The following is a 17,254-nucleotide window of genomic DNA, read 5'->3' as shown; positions in this document are numbered from 1 at the left end:
GCGCAGCGCCGAAAGCCGCGCCCCGCCGAGCAGGGATCAGCCGACGGAGCGGCGCGGCGCGCGAAGGATCAGCTTCGGCGCCCGGCGCGGCTCGCGCAGCGGCGTGACCGCCGCGACCGCCGGCTCGGCGTATTCTTCTTCCTCGACGAAGGCGGGCTCAACGTCTTCGAACTCTTCGGCGCGCGCCTCGCGCCGCTGGGCGCCGGCCGTTTCCGTCACATGCGCCGACCCGTTGAGCACGGCGCCGCGCGCAACCTCGATGGACCCGCAATCCCACTTGCCCTCGATGCGGCCGGTCGCTCGAACGGCGAGCAGATGCCGCGTGACGATCTCGGCGCTGACTTGTCCGGAGATCTCGGCGCTCGAGACGTTGATCTTGCCCTTGACCACGCCGGTCTGTCCGACCAGCAAATGATTGCAGACGAGCTCGCCGTCGAAGGAGCCGTCGATCACGATGCTGTCGCGGGCGCGGACTGCGCCCGTCAGTTCTGTCCCCTGGCCGATGTAGACAGAGTTTTCCTCCTCGGGCCTGAACGTCGCCATTGCGCTACCTCTCTCCGCGAATCGCTGTCGTCGCAAAGTTAACCTCTTTCGCGTCGCGCGCGGCAAATTGATGTTCGTTGAGGACGGTTTTTCCGGCGCTGGGCCTGGCGAAGCCGCGCCCGCGGCGACTTTGGCGCGCAGCGGACCGGCTGCGCAGCCTTTTTCTGGCGCTGAAACGGCGCAGCTGACGTCATCGCTGCCGCACGTAGGTTCCCGGGGCGGGTTCGAGGGGCACGAAGCCCTTCTCCGGCGCGCCCATGGACGGCGGGGGAACGCGATCCTTTGCGCTCAGCCGCTCCAGCCAGTCCGTCCAGGCCGTCCACCAGGATCCCTCGATCAGCCGCGCCCTCTCCCGCCAGCGGTCGGCGCTCACGTATCGGGCGCCCGGCGCGCGCACGCCGAAATGGAAGCGGCGGCCCGGATGGCCCGGCTCCGACACGATGCCGGCGTTGTGGCCGCCATTTGTCAGGACGAAGGTCATCTCGTTGTCCGTGAAAAGATGCGCCTTGTACACCGATCGCCAGGGCGAAATATGGTCCGTTTCCGTCCCGACGACGAACATGGGCGCGGCGATGTCCTTGAGCGCGATGACCTCGTCGTTGACCGCATAGCGTCCCGCAGTGAGCCGATTCTCGAGGAACAGCCCGCGCAGATATTGCGAATGCATGCGATAGGGCATGCGCGTCTGATCCGCGCTCCAGGCCATAAGGTCGGTCGCGCGTTCGCGCTCGCCGAGCAGATATTCCTGGATGGCGCGCGCCCAGAACAATTCGTTCGACCGCAGCGCCATGAACACGCCCGCCATCTGATGGGTGTCGAGATAGCCCTGATCCCACATCATGTCCTCGAGAAAGGCGACCTGCGCCGCGTCCACGAAGAGCATGAGATCGCCTGGCTCGCTGAAGTCCGTCTGCGACGCGAGCAGCGTGATGGAGGCGAGCCGGCCGTCTCCGTCGCGCGCCATCGTGGCCGCAGCGATGGAGAGCAGTGTGCCGCCCAGACAATAACCGGCGGCGTGAACGCGCCGCCCCGGCAGGATCGCGCCGATGACGTCGAGCGCCTCCATGACGCCGAAGGCGCGATAGTCGTCGAAAGAGAGGTCGCGATCATCTTCCGTCGGATTGCGCCAGGAAATCATGAAGACGGTGAAGCCGCGCTCGACGAGATAACGCACCAGCGAATGATGCGCGGCGAGATCGAGCACGTAATATTTCATGATCCAGGCCGGCACGATGAGCACGGGCTCGGCGAAGACGCTGTCGCCTGCGGGACGATACTGGATCAGTTCGATGAGATGGTTCCGGTAGACGACTTCGCCGGGCGTCGCCGCGACGTCTTCGCCGACGACGTAGCCGTTGCGTTTGTTGGGCGTGAAGGCCGCGGCGTCGAGCGCGTCCTCCATGAAGTTTTGCAGGCCCCGGAACAAATTGGCGCCGCCTTCGCGGCGCGTCCGCTCGATTACCACCGGGTTGAGCCAGGGGAGATTCGACGGCGAAAAGCTGTCCAGAAACTTGAGCGCAAGGAAGGAAACGCGCGCGGCGTTGTTGGGCCGCATCCCGCGCACCTCGCGCGTCGCCGTCCGCCACCATTGCTCCTGCGCGAGGAAGGTCTGTTCGAAAAAGAGGTAGGGAAAGCTGGCCCACGCCGGATCGGAGAACCGCCGATCTCCCGGCTCGGGCGCAAAGGGGCGATCGGCGTTGTCGCTGAAGAGATTGCGCATTCCGAAATGCGCGACGCGCGCCGCCGAAACGAAGGCCTCCACCGCCAACTCGAGCTGGCGTCCGGGAGATTGCGCGAGATGCGCCGCCCAGTCCAGCAAGGCCGACATTTGCGCGTGCGGCGAAACGCCCTGCGTGAAGCGCGCAGCCGTCGCCTGCGCGGCGCGGTCCAGCGTTTCGAAGGATTGCGGCTGTAGCGGCGAGAGGAACGGCGGAGAGGCAAAATGCTCCAGTCGGCGCTTGGCGGCGACAGCAGGCGATTTCGCTTGGGAATCCATATGCGGCCCCTTTCGATAAAACCCCTTTGTGACGATGAACTATGTCCGTTCCGTGAAGGGCGTATTATGGTTCGTCCGCGAGCAATTGCGTGATGGAGCCGCCGCGATGGCGACGCGAAATCGCCTCTGCGAAGAGCGGCGCGACGGAAACGATCGAGAGCCGCTCGCCGAGCGCGCGCGCCACCTCGCCGTCCGGCGCGAGTGGCGCGGAGTCGGAGATCACGAACCAATCGACCGGAGCCTCGGAGAGGATTTGCGCGGCGCCCTTCGCGAAGACGCCATGCGTCGCGGCGACGAAAACCTTCTCGGCGCCGTTATTGCGACAAGCAGCCGCGGCGCGCGCCATGGTGCCGCCCCCGGCGATCAGATCATCGATAACGATGGCGACGCGGCCTCTGACGTCGCCGGCGAAAATATCCCCCGTCACCCGGCCTTCGCTGCGCACCTTGTCCATGAACGCCTTGGCGACCGGACGGCGCAGCATGCCTTCGAGGCGCAACCGGAACAATTCGGCGCGCTTTTCGCCGCCGAGGTCGGGCGAAACGACGGCGACCGGCGCCTCGCCGATCGCCGGCAGCAGACGCCGCGCGAACAGCGCATGGGCGTCGAGCGGGATCGTTTCGCATCTGAACGCGTTTTCGAAAGCCGCGATATTATGCGCGTCGATCGTCATCGCCGCATCCGTCTTCATGGCCTCGAACAGTTGCGCGACGTAGCGCGTGGTGATGGGATCGCGCGGCTTGGTGCGCCGATCCTTGCGCGAAAAGCACAGATACGGGGCCACGGCGGTGACGCGCGCGGCGCCGCAATCTTTCAGCGCGCCGATGAAGAACAGCAGCTTGCATAGCTTGTCGGCGCTGCTCGCCCCCGCTTCAGCGTAAAGGCTGGAGATCACGAAGACGTCGCGGCTGCGCACGCTCTCGAGCGGCCGGACCTTGTATTCGCCATCCTCGAAAACCCGGTCTTCATGGGACGACAACGGAAGACTGAGCAGGCGCGCGACCTCCTGGCCGAACGGCTGGCTGGAGCCCAGCGCGAAGAGTGAAAGCGCAATCGATCGCGTCATGCCTCGCCTTTTCCCGCGGCGCGCCTCTCTGGGCAAAGATGCTTCTCGAACCAGCGCCGCGCGCTGTCGACCACGAGCTCCAGGGTTCCGGGCTCCTCGAACAGATGGGTCGCGCCGGGCACGATGTCGAGCCGGGCGCGACAATGCAGGCGTCGCAGCGCCGCTTCGTTGAGTCCGATCACGGCATCGTCGAGGCCGCCGACGAGCAGCAGCGTAGGCGCCGTCACATGCGCCAGCGCCGCGCCGGCGAGATCAGGACGCCCGCCGCGCGAGACGACGGCGGCGACGAGCGCGGCGGCCGCGCCTGTGCTCGCGCCGAAGAGACCGATCGGCGCCCCGCGCGTCTCGGCCCTCTGCGCCGCCCAAACGATCGCGTCGCGCATACGGGCGCCGAGAAGGGAAATGTCGAAGACGTTGCGACGATCCGCCGCTTCGTCCGCCGTGAGGAGATCGAACAGCAGGCAGGCGAAACCTGCGCTTGCGAGACTCCTCGCGACGAAGACGTTGCGCGGGCTGAAGCGCGACGATCCGCTTCCATGCGCGAAAATGATCAATCCTGCGGGACGATCCGGAAGATAGAGCGCGCCTTCGAGGCCCGTCGCGCCCACTGCGACGTCGATTGTCTTGAATTCGGTCGTCATTGTGTACAAGTCCAACTTGTCATGAGGCTTCCTTGCGGCGTCTTCCGCTCGTCGAAACGAGGCGAGACCGTACGGCGGAAAGCAAGCGGAGCCGTTGGGGCAGGACGGGCTTCTTCGAGGGAGTATTGCATGCAGACGACGCCGCAGATCGATTTTCAGGGCATGGACGCGAGCGAGGGATTCCGCCAGAAGGTTCTGACGCAGATCGAACGCCTCGAATCGCTTTTCGGCGCCGCGACAGCCTGCCGCGTCGTGGTCAAGGCGCCCGGCGGCCATCACAGGACGGGCGGTCTCTACGAGCTCAACATTCGCGTGGCGCTTCCCGACGGCCGAGAGGTCGTCGTCGAACGCACCCCGCATCAGGACGAGCGCTTTCAGGATTTCGATTTTGCGCTCAACGACGCCTTCAGCCGCGCGCGCCGGCAGCTTCAGGATCAGGTGCGGCGCATGCGCGGCGCGGAGAAGCATCATGAAGGCGGCGCCGCGACCGCCGTCGTCAAAAAACTCGTCGCCGGCGAAGGCTACGGATTCATCGAGACGCCGGACGGGCGCGAAATCTATTTCCACCGCAACAGCGTTCGCGAAGGCAGTTTCGACGATCTCGACATCGGCGACCGCGTGTCGTTCGTCGAGGAGGAAGGCCGGGACGGACCGCAGGCGAGCCGCCTCACGCCAGTCGCGCGCACCGGGGGATAATGACGTCCGCGACGCCGCGCTGGGAGCATTTCGCGCATGACGCCGACGTCGGCGTCCGCGGCTTTGGCGCCAGCGCGGGCGAAGCCTTCGCGCAGGCGGCGCTCGCCATGATCGCGGCAATCGCCGATCCGGCGAGCATACGTACGGAAAGCACGGTGACGATCTCATTGCGGGCGCCGGAACTCGATCTGCTGCTTGTCGATTGGCTCAATGCGCTCGTATACGAAATGGCGGATCGCGGGATGATTTTCGGCGCCTTCGACGTCCGGGTCGAGCCTGCGCCGGACGGATGGCGGCTTGCCGCACGCGCGCGCGGCGAAGGGGTGTCGCGCGCGCGGCACGCGCCGGCCGTCGAAGTGAAAGGCGCGACCTACACGGAACTCGCCTGCGTCGAGGACCGGCCCGGCGAATGGCGCGCGCAATGCGTCGTCGACGTCTGACGCCTGCAATCGGAGAGAACCAGAATGGACGTCGCGCGCTTCGAGAAGCTCAACGACAACGCCTGGATGATCGCGCCCTTCGGCGACATGCGCGTTCCCGCGATCATCTATGCGAGCGAGGCTCTGATCATGGAAATGGACGACAAGGTCTATGATCAGGCCGCAAATGTCGCGAGGCTTCCCGGAATCGTGCGCGCGTCCTACGCCATGCCCGACGCGCATTGGGGTTATGGTTTCCCCATCGGCGGCGTCGCGGCCTTCGACGCGGATGCGGGCGGCGTCGTGTCGGCCGGCGGCGTCGGGTTCGATGTGTCCTGCGGCGTCAGAACGCATCTGACGTATCTAAAACGGGATGACATCGTCGCGGTCCAGCAGGAATTGGCCGACGCGCTGTTCGAACATGTTCCCGCCGGCGTCGGCTCGGAAGGGGAAATCTCGCTGGACGCGGCGGAAATGGACGGGATGCTGACCGGCGGCGCGCAATGGGCGGTCGCCCGCGGCTATGGACGGCCTGAGGACCTCGCCCGCATCGAGGAACAGGGTTGCGCGGCCGGCGCGACGCCCGAAGCGGTTTCGGACCATGCGAGAAAGCGCCAGAGGCGCGAAATGGGAACGCTCGGTTCGGGCAATCATTATCTCGAGATTCAGGAGGTCGCGCGGATCTTCGATTCCGACATCGCGGCGGGCTACGGGCTCGTCGAAGGCGAATGCGTCTTGACGATTCATTGCGGCTCGCGCGGCCTCGGCCATCAGATCGGCACGGAATTCCTGCGGGAAATGGCGATCGCCGCGCCGGGCTTCGGACTTGCGCTTCCCGACCGCGAACTCGCCTGCGCGCTGATCCGATCGGACCTCGGCCAGCGCTATCTCGGCGCGATGCGCGCGGCGATCAATTGCGCGCTGGCCAATCGCCAGATGATCGGGCATCTCGCGCGCGAGACCCTCGCGCAGTTCTTTCCGCAATGCGATTTGCCGCTCATGTTCGACGTGTCCCACAATACCTGCAAGGTCGAACGCCATGTCGTGGACGGCGGGACGCGCGAGCTTTTCGTTCATCGCAAGGGCGCGACTCGCGCATTCGGTCCGGGACATGAGAGCCTGCCCGAGGCGCTGCGGCCGTTCGGGCAACCGGTGCTGATCGGCGGCAGCATGGGCGCGGGCTCCTATGTGCTCGCAGGCGTCGCGACGAGCGAGGCCAACGCTTTTTCCTCGGCCTGTCACGGGGCGGGGCGACGCATGAGCCGCCACGCCGCGACGCGCGCCTGGGGCGGGCGTCAGATTGTCGACGAACTTCGCGCGCAGGGGATCATCGTCAAAAGTCCGTCGCTGCGCGGCGTCGCGGAAGAAGCGCCCGGCGCCTACAAGGACGTGCGCGCGGTCGTGGATGCGGCGGAGGCGGCGGGGCTCGCGAAGAAAGTCGCCTTTCTGCGCCCGCTCGTCTGCGTGAAAGGATAGCGCTCAGCCACGAAGCCATTGCGCGATTTTCGGCCAGGCCGTGCGCAGCGTGTCGCGCCCCATGAAGAGCGCGAGATGTCCGCAGGGCGCGAGCGCGGTTTCGACGGGGCCGCCGACAAGCCGCGAGACGGCGAAGGCCTGCGCCGGCGGCGCGATCGGGTCTGTTTCGCCCGCGAGGACATACAGAGGATGCTTCAGATTCTGAAGATCGATGCGTCTGCCGAGCGCACGAAAGGCGTTCGTCGCGAGGCGATTCTCGCGATAGAGAAACTGGACGACCTCCTGATAATAGGGGCCCGGAAGGTCGAGCGCGCGCTTGTCCCATCGCCGGAATGCCTCGACCGCCTCTTTGGAGGCGCCGGGCGCCGCAATCTGCAAAGACTCGACGAGCCGCGTCGCTTCGTCGACTTCCTTTGGCCAGAGCCTGGCCATTTTGTCGCCTCGCACGAGGCCGCCGCCGTCAGCGATCATGTAATCGAGCGCGACGTCGGAGATGGCGTCGACCGGTTTCGACAGCGCGGAAACCGCGGCCTTTACGTCCACCGGCGCGCCCGCGAGAACGAGGCGGCGAATTTTCGCAGGAAACCGCGCGGCATAAACGAGCGACAGCCAGCCGCCCTGGCACAGGCCGATCACGTCCGCCGGCGGCCCGACGTCGTCGATGGCGACGTTGAGCGCCGCGAGCTGGCTGTCGATCGTGTCGAGCCGCGTCGCCGGCGTCGCCGACTTCCATTCGATGAGATAGAGACGCGCGCAGCCGTTGCGCCGCAACGCGCCGACGAGGCTGTGGCCGGGCGCGAGGTCGGCGAGCTGGGCGTCGTGCCGCGCGAAGGGCGTGACGACGACGAGCGGCGGCCCCGACGCGCCATCGGCGTAATCGCGCAGCTTCAGCCCGGCGAGTTCGAGCGCGGTTTCGCCCGGCGTCGCCCATTGCGGCCCGTCTCGCCCGCCTGCGTCCGCGGCGTCGAACATACGCCGCCAGACCGCGAGGGCGTCGAGCGGCCAGTTCAGCAAATCATAGGGCCACAGGGGCGCGTTCATGAGCAATACTCCGGCGCCGCCGCGCGGCGCGCAAGGCGCGAGCCTGTCACATTCAGACACAGGCGCAAGGCGCATCTCAAATCGTGTAGAATCGTTCCGTCGCTATTGCTCGATCGCCCGAACGGCGGGCGTCATCCGGGCGCGCGTCGCGACGTTGAACAGGATGGAGCCCATGGGGTCGGAAGAGCGGAGCGTCGAGGAGGAATCGGCGTCTCTCGCCGGCAAACTGCGCTTCCTGAGCGATCCGGCGGCCTATCCGCACGCGCCGCCGGGCGTCGACGTCGTGGAGACGCATATGTCCTATGTGTTTCTCGCCGGCGATCGCGTCTACAAACTCAAGAAGCCGTTGCGTTATCCCTTTCTCGACTTTTCCACCATCGCGGCGCGCGAATTCAATTGCCGTGAGGAGGCGCGCCTCAATCGGCGGCTGTCGGACGACGTCTATCGCGGCGTCGTCCCTCTCGTGCTCGGCACGCGCGGGCTGTCGCTCGGGGGGGAGGGAACGCCCGTCGACTGGCTCGTCGAAATGCGCCGCCTGCCACGAGAAAACATGTTGGACCGGATCGTCGCAGCCGGCGGCCCGAACGACGCGCAACTCGACGCGATCTGCGAAAAGCTCTCGGCGTTTTACCGAATGGCGCCGCCCTCCCCCATCGCCGCCCCGGCCTATTTGGCCCGGTTTTTCCAAGAGCAGGAGATCAACCGCGACGTACTGCTGCGCCGCAATTTCGCGCTCGATCACGGGCGCACGCCACTCTTACTCGACGCGCTGGACGGCCGCCTCGCGTGTGAGCGGCGCGCGCTCGAGGAACAGGTCGAAGCCGGCCGCATTATCGACGGCCATGGCGATCTGCGGCCGGAGCATATCTGCCTCACCGACCCGATTGTGATCTTCGATTGCCTCGAGTTCAACGCGAACCTGCGACAGGTCGATCCCTTCGATGAAATCGCCCTGCTCGGCGTCGAGTGCGCGCAACTCGGGGCGCCGGCGCTCGCGCGCAAATTCGTCGAAGGAGTCGCGCTTCGGCTGGACGTCGCGCCGCCGTGGCGGCTGGTCGCGCTGTATTCAGCCTGGCGCGCGATCCTGCGCGCGCGGCTTTCGGTCGCGCATCTTCTCGACGCGACACCGCGCGACCCCTCCAAATGGGAGCCGCTCGCGAGCCGGTATCTCGACATTGCGCAGCAGGCGCTGGGCGTCGTCATCTAGAAAAAAGGAAACGCCAATGTCTTTCGTCGATCGGACCGAAGCGGGGCGCCGTCTTGCGGACGCGCTTGCGAAATTCAAGGGAGAGAGGGCGGTCGTTTTCGCCCTGCCACGCGGCGGCGCGCCCGTCGCCGCGCCCATCGCCGAGGCGCTCGGCGCGCCGCTCGATCTGGCGCTGGTGCGCAAGATCGGCGTCCCCTGGCAACCGGAACTCGCAATGGGGGCTGTCGCCGACGGCGGAACGCCGGTCGTCGTGCGCAACGACGACGTGATCGCGCTCTCCGGCGTGACGGAGGCGCAGTTTCAGGAAACGCTCGCCCGGGAAGCCGCCGAACTCGACCGCCGCCGGCGCAAATATCTCGGCGCGCGCCCCCGCGCTGAAGCGGAAGGACGTCTCGCCATCGTCGTCGACGACGGCGTGGCGACGGGCGCGACGACGCGCGCGGCGCTGCGCGCGGTGCGCGCGCGCAGGCCCGGGAAGCTCGTCCTCGCCGTGCCGGTCGCGCCGACGGATGCGCTCGACGCCCTGCGCGCGGAAGCCGACGAAATCGTCTGTCTCGAGTCTCATCGATTGTTCGTGGCGATCGGCTGCTATTACGCCGATTTCCGGCAGATCGGGGACGACGAAGTGATTGCGCTCCTCGACCGTCTCGGCCCGCGCGCCGCGCCGCCAGGCGAAACGGCGGCGGACGCGGCGCGCGGCTAAATGTCTCACGGGCGCCCCCTGCGGCGACGGCTCCGGCTGGGGCATAGTTTTCGGGGCCTCCTGCGTCAAAAAAGCGACGCTTGCGCGTTCTTTGATGCGGTTCGAGGCACTCACACCCGCGATGGATCCGAGATGAACCAGAAGACGCCGCCGATGCAGCTTGCCAGCAATGACGCGACCGGGCGCTATGTCCGCTTCTTTTCCGAAATCGGCATCGAGGACGTGCCGCTCGTCGGCGGCAAGAACGCCTCGCTCGGCGAGATGTACCGCGAGCTGACCGCCAAGGGACTGCGGGTGCCGAACGGCTTCGCCGTCACGGCGGAAGCCTATCGGCGCGCGCTGGACGAAGCGGGCGCGCAGCCGGCGCTGGAGGAGTCGCTGAACGGGCTCGACCCCTCGGACGTCGACGATCTCGCGCGCCGCGCCGCGCGGGCGAGAAACATCGTCTACGCGGCGGGATTGCCCGCGGCGGTCGAGGCCGACATTCGCGCCGCGCTCGCGAAACTTACGGCGGAATACGGTTCGGAGCTTACGGTCGCGGTTCGCTCGTCCGCCACGGCGGAGGATTTGCCGAGCGCCAGTTTCGCGGGCCAGCACGACACCTATCTCAACATTCGCGGCGAGGCGGCGGTGCTCGACGCCGTGCGCCACTGCTTTGCGAGCCTCTTCACCGACCGCGCCATCCGCTACCGGATCGACAACGGATTCGATCACTTCAAGGTTTTTCTCTCCGCCACCGTCATGAAGATGGTGCGTTCGGACCTCGCGGCCTCGGGGGTCATTTTCACGATCGACACCGAGACGGGCTTCGAGGACGTCGTTTTCATCACCGGGGCCTATGGTCTGGGCGAAAATGTCGTGCAGGGCGCCGTCGACCCCGATGAGTTCTACGTGTTCAAACCAACCTATCGCCAAGGCAAGCGCGGCGTTCTGAAGCGCGCGCTCGGACCCAAGAAGATCAGGATGATCTTCTCGGATCGCGGCCGCGCGACAACGCGCAACATTCCCACCGACCGCAAGGAAAGGGAAAAATTCTGCCTCACTGACGAGGAGGTTCTGACGCTCGCCGGTCAGGCGATCGTCATCGAGGATCATTACAGCGCCAAGGCCGGCGCGCATCGTCCAATGGACATCGAATGGGCCAAGGACGGCGTCGACGGCCAGCTTTACATCGTGCAGGCGCGTCCAGAAACCGTCGCCTCGCGCCGCAAGCGCAACGTCGTCGAGGAGTACAAGGTCCGCAAGCACGGCGCCGTGAAGGTCGAAGGCCGCGCCGTCGGAACCAAGATCGCCGCTGGCAAGGCGCGCGTGATCGCCCATGCGAGCGAACTGTCGAGTTTCGTTCCCGGCGAAATTCTCGTCTCCGACACGACGTCGCCCGATTGGGGCACCGTGATGAAATCCGCTGCGGCGATCGTGACGAACCGCGGCGGCCGCACCTGCCACGCCGCGATCGTCGCGCGCGAACTCGGCATTCCCGCGATCGTCGGAACGGATCAGGCGACGCATGTCATCAAGACCGGCGACGTCATCGCGGTGAGCTGCGCGGAAGGCGACGTCGGCAAGGTCTATGAAGGAGAGATCGAGTTCGAGGTGGAGACCACCGACCTGTCGAATCTGCCGCGGCCCGCGACCCATGTCATGATGAATGTCGGCAATCCCGACATCGCTTTCTCTGTCGCCGCTTTGCCGAACGACGGCGTCGGCCTCGCGCGCATGGAGTTCATCATCACGGAATACATCAAGGCGCATCCGATGGCGCTCGTTCATCCCGAGCGCCTCGACGCGAGGGAGCGCGCCGAGATCGCGCGGCTGACGGCGCATCATGCGAGCCCGACCGAGTTTTTCGTGCAGCGCCTGTCCGAAGGCGTCGCGACCATCGCCGCCGCATTTTATCCGAAACCTGTCGTCGTGCGCATGTCGGACTTCAAGAGCAACGAATATGCGACGCTGCTGGGGGGCCGGGTTTTCGAAACGGGCGAGGAGAATCCGATGATCGGCTTCCGCGGCGCCTCGCGCTACGCCCATCCCAATTATCGCGAGGGCTTCGCGCTCGAATGCGCGGCCATGAAGCGCGTGCGCGACGATCTCGGGCTGACCAACGTCAGGCTGATGATTCCCTTCTGCCGCCGCATCGACGAAGCGCAAAAGGTCGTCGCGCTGATGCGCGAACTCGGTCTCGAACGCGGCAAGGACGGCCTCGAGATTTACGTGATGTGCGAGATTCCCAACAATGTGATGCTGATCGACGAATTCTCGAAGCATTTCGACGGATTCTCGATAGGGTCGAACGACCTGACGCAATTGACGCTCGGCGTCGATCGCGATTCGCAGATCGTCGCATTCGATTTCGACGAGCGCGACGAAGGCGTCAAAACCATGATCCGCATGGCGGTGGAAGGCGCACAGCGCAACGGTCGGCATTGCGGCATCTGCGGCCAGGCGCCGTCGGATTATCCGGAGATGGCGGAATTTCTCGTCCGTCTGGGCATCGACTCGATCAGCCTCAATCCCGACACCGTCTTGCGGACGACGACGCGCATTCTGGAGCTGGAGAAGTCTCTCGGCCGCCGCCGAAATTAACGACCGGTCGACGCGGGGGTTGAAACCCGGGCGGGAGACGACAGCTTCCTCTGGTTGTGGCTCGCGCGGCCTGCCAGCGCGGGCCGAATCGCCAGACATGTCCCGGCGCGCTCTCGCGCGCGTCGCAGCCCTGGCGGGGCGGGTTTTCAGATGTGTTGTGAAGGAACGAGGAGCCTCGGCATGAACAGTTCGACCAAATTCCTCCTTTCCGCCGTTTTTGCAGCCGGCGTTTCGGTCTTCGCCGCCGCGCCGGCGTCCGCCATGCCCGCCGCCCGGGTCGGCGTGGACATGGCGTCCGGCGTCGAACCGGCGCACGCCGTGCGCGTTTGCGACCGCTGGGGCCGGTGCTGGTGGACCCATGCCGGCCATCGCCACGGCGGCTGGGGTCGCCCCTATCGTGGCTGGCATGGCGGTCGTTGGGGCTGGCGTGGTCACGGGTGGGGCGGTCATGGCTGGCATGGCCATCACGGCTGGCACGGCCATCGCTGGCGCTGACCGCCGTCTCGCGAAGGACGCAAAGGCCCACGGCGTCTCCGTCCGGGCCGGTTTTTCAGGAGGCCGTCGCCAACAGGCCGGCGCGTGGAAAGCGCGCCGAGCACTTTACTCCTTCCCTGTGGCGGATCCGTCATTGTAGAGAATCCGGCGAGCGGGCAAATTCTTACCGAGAGATTGGATTGTCCGGCCGGCTTGATGACGCGCGCTCGCTATTCGATTTTGACTGTCGCCATCGGTTGTCTGTCGTCGACGGCGGCGGCCGACGACGGGAAGCCGCGGGCGGCGGAAAAGGAAGCGCCATCGCTTTCGGCGCGGCGCTCGCTCACGGATGCGCCGGGCGGTCCGAAAGAGCAGTTGCGCCGCCTGGGAATCGAAGCGGACGTGTGGGTCACGCAATTCTTTCAGGGCGTCGCGGCCGGCGACCCGAACGGGCTCTCGCGCTACGGCGGAAAGCTCGACGTTTTCCTCAAAGCGGACGCCGAGAAAATGGGCCTGTGGCGCGGCCTCCGGCTGAATGCGCAATATGAGCATTTCATCGGCGACAACATCAACAACAAGGATTTCGCCCTCGTTCCGGTCAGCGCTGCGCAGGCTTTCGTGGCGCGGGACAATTATCATACGGCCTTGTCGTTGGTCGTCACGCAACAGGTGAGCGAGGCGCTGTCGGTGAGCGTCGGCAAGTTCAACACCATGACCCTCGCGGCGCAGACGCCGCTCATCGGCGGGGGCGGTCTCGACACTTTCATGAATCGCGCCTTCGCCCTGCCGTCGACCGGCATCGGCGTCGCCTCGCCGGGAACGGTTGCGGACCGGCTCATCGTCTCGCCGCCCTATATTCTCGGCGGCGTCGCGACGCTCAAGACGGATCTTGCGACCTTCACGCTCACTTTCGGCGATCCGCGCAACGCCGCCAATCCGCGCGTGCTGGAGCGGCCCTTCGAGCGCGGCGTCGGCGCCGTCGGCGGCATGACGGTGAAGGCCGCTTTGGCCGGACTGCCGGGCTTTCACACGATTCGCGGCGGCTACAGCAATGCGCGCGGCTTCGATCTCGACGACATCGGGGAAGCCCGCGCGCGCCTCGCCCGCTACGTGGGGATCACGAAGAAGGGGTTCTGGCTCGCCTCCTACGCCGTGCAGCAATATCTGGTTCAAAGCGACGACAACCCCGCCGCGGGCTGGGGCGTCTTCGCTCTGGCGACGCTTTCGGACGGCAATCCGAATCCCGTGCGCTGGAGCGCGCTCGCCGGGCTTGCGGGCGCCAATCTGGCGCCCGGGCGCGAAAACGACAGATGGGGCGTGGGCTTTTTTCACTATGGGCTGACGACGCCGTTCCTGGCCGGCCTCGCCGAGAACCGGATCTACCGGCGCAGCGAAGGCGGGATCGAGGCCTTCTACAATTGGGCGATTGCGCCATGGCTGCGGCTCTCGGGCGACCTCCAGATCGTCGAGCCCTGGAACGCCAATCGCCCGCGCGCGACTTACATGGCGCTGAGGCTCCAGACGCGGTTCTGAGTCGCCGTCACAGGCCGGCGAGCTTGCTGAACAGCATTTTCGCCAGTTCCACGAGCGGATAGTCGAAAAGCAGGAGCGGCAGCATCGGCGCGACGGCGCCGGCGCCGATCGTCGCGATCAGCCGGATGCTGATTGGCGCCATACGCATCTTGCGCACGACCTCGACGCTGGCGCCGAGATCCGCGAGAGATTGCAGGTCGGCCGTTCCCAACAGCGGCTCGCCGGTTGATGCGCCGTCGATCCATTTTCTGTCGAAGGCGTGCAGATAGCGCGCGGCGAGCGTGAAATAGTCGCGCAAGCCCTTTTCCCGGCAGTCTCTGAGCTTGAACATGAAGAGACAGAGCGGCGCAAGAAACAGGACGCCGTCGACGACGAGCGTCGCCGCCAGCGCCGGATAGATCTCGCTCAGCGTCATCTGGCCGGCGGCGATCTCCTCCGCGAAGGTCGCGGCGACGATGATGGAGATCGCGACCGCGAGCGGAACGAAACGGCTGTGCGCCGTTTCCAGATAGCCTAGTCCGCCCGCGCCGTCCGGATGGGCCGGCATCAGGTCGAGCTCCATTGTCGCGAGGCGCCACAAGAAACGCCACCACTCCACGATGCGCCACACCCAGCGAAACATCAGAAATCGAAAGAGCGGAAGACAGACGAGCGCATACCAGGCCCCGGCGAGCGGCAGGCCGCTCAGGCCGTGGCCAGGCGCGAGGACGTCCGTTTCTCCCGAAAGGGGCGCCTGCGCCGCCAAAGGCGAGAGCGCCAGGGCGGCGAGGAGGCTTACCGCATCGGGCGCCCAGGAGTCTTTGCGTCGGAGGATGCGGGCCGCTTCCGCTTCGAGCCGGGGCAGCGCCGTCGCGCCCGCCACTTCCGAACGCACGAGGAGGCGCACGAATTCGCGAAGCTTGTGGTCGATCGCGGCTTCGGCGACGAAGAGCAAGGGAATCGCCAGCAGAAGGCGCGCGTGGATCGCAACGGTCGAGAGCGACAGAAGCCGTTCAGCGCCGCCCTGCGCGGCGGCCAGCGCACCAAGCGCGAACCAGGAGATCCAGCCGAGCGCGGCGCCGAAAGCGATCGTGTTCGTCCCGCCGCGCACGAGGCCGAGCCGCGCGCCGAGCCTGTAAAAAGGGCCGCCGAGGAGTGAGAAGTTTTCGATGCTTCCCTGCGCCATGGGCGGCCCTTTCGCGATGCAGACAAATGAAAAACGGAGTCTTTCGGCTCCGTTCAAGGGCTCAAACCGCCTGCATGGCCTCGGGTTTCGCCCGCGCGCGCTTCACCATCAGCTTGTTGAGCGCCGAGACATAGGCGCGCGCCGAAGCGACGAGCGTGTCTGGATCGGCGCCGCGCCCCGTGACGGACTTGCCGTCCTCGGAGAGCCGCACCGAAACCTCCGCCTGCGCGTCCGTGCCCTCGGTGACGGCGTGGACCTGATAGAGCTCCAGCGTCGCCTCATGCGGGGCCAGCGCCTTGATGGCGTTGAAAATAGCGTCGACGGGTCCGTTGCCGGTCGCCTGATGGGTGACCTTGTCGCCATCGATGTCGAGCGTCAGCGCCGCGGACTGGGGCCCATGCGTGCCGGCCATCACCATCAGCGCGAGCACCTTGATGTGGTCGTGCGCGTTGACGATCTCGTCGTCGACGAGCGCAATCAGATCCTCGTCGTAGACGAACTTCTTGCGGTCGGCCAAATCCTTGAAGCGATTGAACGCGTCCTGCAACTGGTTCTCGCCGAGGTCGTAACCCAGCTCCTTCAGCTTTTCGCGGAAGGCGTGGCGGCCCGAATGCTTGCCCATGACCAGCGAGGTCTTCGACACGCCGACGCTCTCGGGCGTCATGATCTCGTAGGTGTGCGCGTTCTTGAGCATGCCGTCCTGATGGATGCCGCTCTCATGCGCGAAGGCGTTCCGGCCGACGATCGCCTTGTTGTATTGCACCGGGAAGGAGGTCACCGCCGAGACGAGTTTCGACGCGCGCGTCAGCAGCTTCGCGTCGATGTTCGTGTAATAGGGCAGAACGTCATGGCGCGTCTTCAGCGCCATCACGACTTCCTCCATGGCCGCGTTGCCGGCGCGTTCGCCCAAACCGTTGATGGTGCATTCGACCTGACGCGCGCCGCCGCGCACGCCAGCCAGCGAATTGGCCACTGCGAGTCCCAGATCGTCATGGCAATGGACAGAGAAGATGGCCTTGTCCGCGTTCGGCACGCGCTCGCGCACGGTTCGGAAGAGGCGTTCATATTCCTGCGGGGTCGTGTAACCGACCGTGTCGGGAATGTTGATCGTCGTCGCGCCCGCCTTGATCGCGGTCTCGACGCAGCGGCACAGGAAGTCGATTTCCGTTCGCGTGCCGTCTTCGGCGGACCATTCGACGTCCGCGACATGGTTGCGCGCGCGCGTCACGGAAGAAGAGACCAGCTCCAGCACGCGCTCCGGCTCCATCTGGAGCTTGTATTTCATGTGCACGGGCGAGGTGGAGATGAAAGTGTGGATGCGGGGACGCTTCGCCTCGCGCAGCGCCTCGGCGCAGCGGTCGATATCCTTCTCCGAGGCGCGCGCCAGACCAGCGACGGCGGCGTTCTTCACGCGGCGCGCGACTTCAGCCACGCTCTCGAAATCGCCCGGGCTCGCGATCGGGAACCCTGCCTCGATGATGTCGACTCCCAGCTGATCCAGCAGGTCGGCGACCTCGAGCTTCTCCTCCAGCGTCATAGAGGCGCCAGGGGATTGCTCGCCGTCGCGCAGGGTGGTGTCGAATATGAAGACGCGCTCGCCGTTCTGGGAGTCGGTCGCGGGATGGGTCATGGCGAAAACTTTCTGAACTGCTGCGCCCGGAGTTCGGGCAGGATCCTGGTTGCGTCGCATCCCCTGACGGCCTGGGCCAAA

15 protein-coding genes are annotated in these 17,254 nt (G+C 66.1%); 8 read left to right on the top strand and 7 right to left on the bottom strand.

The window, feature by feature from the left end:
- Positions 1 to 36: 36 nt before the first annotated feature.
- From ACV959_RS02895 to ACV959_RS02880, 4 genes are all read right to left on the bottom strand, one after another.
- Positions 37 to 543, bottom strand: coding sequence for a bactofilin family protein (locus ACV959_RS02895; RefSeq protein ID WP_475738427.1), 507 nt, complete (start codon positions 541 to 543; stop codon positions 37 to 39).
- A gap of 190 nt (positions 544 to 733) precedes the next feature.
- Positions 734 to 2,539, bottom strand: coding sequence for a PHA/PHB synthase family protein (locus ACV959_RS02890; protein WP_475738426.1), 1,806 nt, complete (start codon positions 2,537 to 2,539; stop codon positions 734 to 736).
- 64 nt (positions 2,540 to 2,603) lie between these two features.
- Entirely contained in the window at positions 2,604 to 3,605 is a 1,002-nt protein-coding gene (locus tag ACV959_RS02885; protein WP_475738424.1) for a ribose-phosphate diphosphokinase, read from the bottom strand.
- Positions 3,602 to 4,246 carry a dienelactone hydrolase family protein gene (locus tag ACV959_RS02880; protein WP_475738423.1) on the bottom strand — a complete coding sequence of 215 codons (645 nt, stop codon included), beginning with the start codon at positions 4,244 to 4,246 and terminating at the stop codon, positions 3,602 to 3,604. The genes ACV959_RS02885 and ACV959_RS02880 overlap by 4 nt, the downstream gene beginning before the upstream one ends.
- Positions 4,247 to 4,375: 129 nt before the next feature.
- Between ACV959_RS02880 and ACV959_RS02875 the strand changes: the two genes are divergently transcribed.
- The 3 genes from ACV959_RS02875 to ACV959_RS02865 are packed head-to-tail and all read left to right on the top strand — an operon-like array spanning position 4,376 to position 6,837.
- Positions 4,376 to 4,942, top strand: coding sequence for a cold shock domain-containing protein (locus ACV959_RS02875; protein ID WP_475738422.1), 567 nt, complete (start codon positions 4,376 to 4,378; stop codon positions 4,940 to 4,942).
- Positions 4,942 to 5,382 (top strand): archease, encoded by a 441-nt coding sequence (locus tag ACV959_RS02870; RefSeq protein ID WP_475738421.1) that lies wholly within the window; start codon positions 4,942 to 4,944, stop codon positions 5,380 to 5,382. Before ACV959_RS02875 ends, ACV959_RS02870 begins: the two co-directional genes overlap by 1 nt.
- A 24-nt stretch (positions 5,383 to 5,406) precedes the next feature.
- Positions 5,407 to 6,837 carry an RtcB family protein gene (locus tag ACV959_RS02865; protein WP_475738419.1) on the top strand — a complete coding sequence of 477 codons (1,431 nt, stop codon included), beginning with the start codon at positions 5,407 to 5,409 and terminating at the stop codon, positions 6,835 to 6,837.
- 3 nt (positions 6,838 to 6,840) lie between these two features.
- Here ACV959_RS02865 and ACV959_RS02860 read toward each other — a convergent pair whose 3' ends face one another.
- Positions 6,841 to 7,878, bottom strand: a complete 1,038-nt coding sequence (locus ACV959_RS02860; protein ID WP_475738418.1) for an alpha/beta fold hydrolase — start codon at positions 7,876 to 7,878, stop codon at positions 6,841 to 6,843.
- Positions 7,879 to 8,050: 172 nt separating this feature from the next.
- On the opposite strand from ACV959_RS02860, the gene ACV959_RS02855 reads away from it, so the two are divergent.
- The 5 genes from ACV959_RS02855 to ACV959_RS02835 all read left to right on the top strand — a co-directional run bounded on the left by ACV959_RS02855 (position 8,051) and on the right by ACV959_RS02835 (position 14,378).
- Positions 8,051 to 9,085: a hypothetical protein gene (locus ACV959_RS02855; protein WP_475738417.1), complete on the top strand. Its 1,035-nt coding sequence runs from the start codon at positions 8,051 to 8,053 to the stop codon at positions 9,083 to 9,085.
- 16 nt (positions 9,086 to 9,101) lie between these two features.
- Complete coding sequence (locus tag ACV959_RS02850) at positions 9,102 to 9,788, top strand: phosphoribosyltransferase (RefSeq protein ID WP_475738416.1); 687 nt, start codon at positions 9,102 to 9,104, stop codon at positions 9,786 to 9,788.
- Between the two features lie 132 nt (positions 9,789 to 9,920).
- Positions 9,921 to 12,371 carry a phosphoenolpyruvate synthase gene (gene ppsA / locus ACV959_RS02845; protein ID WP_475738415.1) on the top strand — a complete coding sequence of 817 codons (2,451 nt, stop codon included), beginning with the start codon at positions 9,921 to 9,923 and terminating at the stop codon, positions 12,369 to 12,371.
- A gap of 180 nt (positions 12,372 to 12,551) precedes the next feature.
- Positions 12,552 to 12,866 (top strand): hypothetical protein, encoded by a 315-nt coding sequence (locus ACV959_RS02840; protein WP_475738414.1) that lies wholly within the window; start codon positions 12,552 to 12,554, stop codon positions 12,864 to 12,866.
- A 195-nt stretch (positions 12,867 to 13,061) separates the two neighbouring features.
- The gene (locus ACV959_RS02835; RefSeq protein WP_475738413.1) at positions 13,062 to 14,378 is read left to right on the top strand and encodes a carbohydrate porin; all 1,317 of its coding nucleotides are present in this window, start codon (positions 13,062 to 13,064) and stop codon (positions 14,376 to 14,378) included.
- Positions 14,379 to 14,385: 7 nt separating this feature from the next.
- Here ACV959_RS02835 and ACV959_RS02830 read toward each other — a convergent pair whose 3' ends face one another.
- Positions 14,386 to 15,543 (bottom strand): hypothetical protein, encoded by a 1,158-nt coding sequence (locus ACV959_RS02830; RefSeq protein ID WP_475738412.1) that lies wholly within the window; start codon positions 15,541 to 15,543, stop codon positions 14,386 to 14,388.
- 61 nt (positions 15,544 to 15,604) lie between these two features.
- Positions 15,605 to 17,173, bottom strand: a complete 1,569-nt coding sequence (locus ACV959_RS02825) for a 2-isopropylmalate synthase (RefSeq protein WP_475738411.1) — start codon at positions 17,171 to 17,173, stop codon at positions 15,605 to 15,607.
- Between the last annotated feature and the right edge of the window lie 81 nt (positions 17,174 to 17,254).

It is taken from the genome of Methylocystis sp. Se48, from assembly GCF_056269425.1.
The sequence above is the reverse complement of the archived record's forward strand: the minus strand, read 5'-3'. Positions and strand labels throughout refer to the sequence as shown.